Raw genomic sequence first — 2103 nt, 5'->3', positions numbered from 1 at the left:
TATCGGGCTCCTGGCAACGCTGTTGAGGAGGTTTTGGCCGGTATTTACGCCCAAGTCCTCGGGCTGGAGCGGGTCAGCGTCGATGATTCGTTCTTCGAGTTGGGTGGGGACAGCATTTTGTCGATGCAGGTGGTGGCTCGGGCGCGGGCTGCTGGGGTGGTGTGTCGTCCGCGTGATGTTTTTGTCGAGCAGACGGTGGCGCGGTTGGCTGCGGTGGCTGGGGTGGCCGATGGGCAGGCGGTTGCGGTTGATGAGGGTGTCGGGGCGGTGGTCGCGACGCCGATCATGCGGTGGTTGGAAGGTGTCGAGGGTTCGGTTGATGAGTTCAACCAGACGATGGTGTTGCAGGCTCCTGCTGGTGTGACTGAGGCCGATGTGGTGGTGGTGTTGCAGGGGTTGTTGGATCGCCACGCCATGTTGCGGTGTCGGGTCGACGATGACGGCGCGGGTGGTTGGTCGTTGTGGGTGCCTGAGGTTGGTTCGGTGGATGCGCGCGGGTGTGTGCAGTCGGTGCAGGTGTTGTCTGAGGCTGCGGTGGTGGGGGCGCGGTCGCGGCTGAACCCGGCGGCTGGGGTGATGGTTCGTGCGGTGTGGGCCGGTTCGACCGGCCAGCTCGCGCTGATCATTCACCACCTGGCGGTCGATGGGGTGTCGTGGCGAATCCTGTTGGAAGACTTGAATATTGCGTGGGCCCAGCATCGTGGTGGGCAGGCGATCGCCCTGCCGGCGGCCGGGACGTCGTTTGCGCGGTGGTCTGAGTTGTTGGCGGGGTATGCGCATCGGCCTGATGTTGTTGAGCATGCTCAGGTGTGGCGGCAGGTGGTGGCGACGCCGGCGGTGTTGCCCGCTGTGCAGCCGGGGGTGGATACGTTTGCCACGGCTGGGTATTTGTCGGTGCAGTTGGATGCCGAGACGACTCGGATGCTTTTGGGTGAGGTGCCTGCGGCGTTTCATGCCGGGGTGAACGACGTTTTGTTGATCGCGTTTGGGTTGGCGGTTGCGCAGTTCTCCGGGAGCGCTGCGCCGATCGGTATTGATGTGGAGGGTCATGGGCGTGAGGAGGAGTTGGTTGCTGGTGTGGACTTGACGCGCACGGTGGGGTGGTTCACGACGAAGTACCCGGTGGCGTTGAGTGTGGGGGGGTTGGATTGGGCGCAGGTGGCCGCCGGTGAGGCGGCGTTGGAGGCGGTGGTCAAGGACGCCAAGGAGCAGTTGCGTGGGCTGCCTGATGGCCTGACTTATGGTGTGTTGCGCTATTTGAACGCTGATGTCGAGCTGAGCGGACCGGATCCGGTGATCGGGTTTAACTATCTGGGGCGCTTGGGTGCGGCGGCGGCCGAGGTCTCGGATGAGTATTGGCGGGTCAGCGAGCAGGGCTTGTCGGCTGCCGGTGCGGTCGCGGCGATACCGATGGCGTTGGGGCACACGGTGGAGCTCAACGCTGTTACTGCTGATTCGCCGGCCGGTCCGCGGTTGCACGCTAATTGGACCTGGGCGTCGTCGGCGCTGGATCAGGTGGCGGTGCAGCGGCTGAGTCGGTTGTGGTTTGAGGCGTTGGCCGGGATTTGCGCGCGGGTGCGTGCTGGTGGGGGCGGTTTGACGCCGTCGGATATCGTGCCGGCCCGGTTGAGTCGTCAGCAGCTTGATCAGTTGCAGCAGCAGTATGGGGTTGCTGATGTGTTGCCGTTGACGCCGTTGCAGCAGGGTCTGCTGTTTCATGCCGGCACTGCTGAGGGCGGCGATGATGTGTATGCGGTGCAGTTCGATATCGGTATTGCTGGGCCGCTGGATGTGTATCGGTTGCGTGATGCGGTGCATGCGGTGATCGACCGTCATCCGCATCTGGTGGCGCGGTTCTGCGCCCAGTTCGATGAGCCGGTGCAGGTCATTCCGGCTGAGCCGGTGGCGCCGTGGCGGTATGTCGATCTTGGTGGGGGGCAGGCCGACCTCGATGAGCAGGTCCAGGTGGTGTGCGCGGAGGAACGGGCCGCGGTGTGTGATCTGGTCGAGCAGTCGGCTTTTCGGGCGGTGTTGATCCGTACTGGAGCTGATCGGCATCGGTTGGTGCTGACCAACCATCACATCGTGCTCGATGGCTGGTCG

General features: G+C 64.1%; 1 protein-coding gene. It reads left to right on the top strand.

All coding sequences use genetic code 11. The features are described 5' to 3' along the window. The coding region (locus tag AU193_RS17385) for a condensation domain-containing protein (protein ID WP_253867906.1) at positions 1 to 2103 on the top strand (2103 nt) is incomplete at both ends.

The organism is Mycobacterium sp. GA-1285 (genome assembly GCF_001499905.1).
Classification (GTDB): Bacteria; Actinomycetota; Actinomycetes; order Mycobacteriales; family Mycobacteriaceae; genus Mycobacterium.
This window is presented reverse-complemented; position numbering and strand designations above follow the sequence as displayed.